General features: G+C 55.6%; 1 pseudogene. It reads left to right on the top strand.

Annotated features, from left to right (window positions below):
- Window positions 1-128: pseudogene (locus F1735_RS35070) on the top strand (IS1595 family transposase); the annotation flags it as partial.
- Between the last annotated feature and the right edge of the window lie 124 nt (window positions 129-252).

The raw sequence follows: 252 nt of genomic DNA, 5'->3' as shown, positions 1-252 counted from the left end.
ATGGTAAGGTAAAAACGTTCCAGTGCCAGGCTTGCCGGTACCAGACGACCCTCACGAGCGGGACCATTTTCCACTCGAGTAAATTGCCTCTCACGAAATGGTTCCAAGCGATGTACTTCCTCACGCAGTAAGCGGTAGCTGAGCGGCGTTGTAGATCAGCCGTTAAATCTGTGCAGGTCCGAGCGTAGCGGATTGTCGGCGCAATGCTGTTTCCACAGTCGCGGTGTCAGCTGCTCGACCTTCGAGGCGGGA

It is taken from the genome of Massilia genomosp. 1 (assembly GCF_011682185.1).
Lineage (GTDB): Bacteria > Pseudomonadota > Gammaproteobacteria > Burkholderiales > Burkholderiaceae_D > Telluria_A > Telluria_A rubra.
This window is presented reverse-complemented; position numbering and strand designations above follow the sequence as displayed.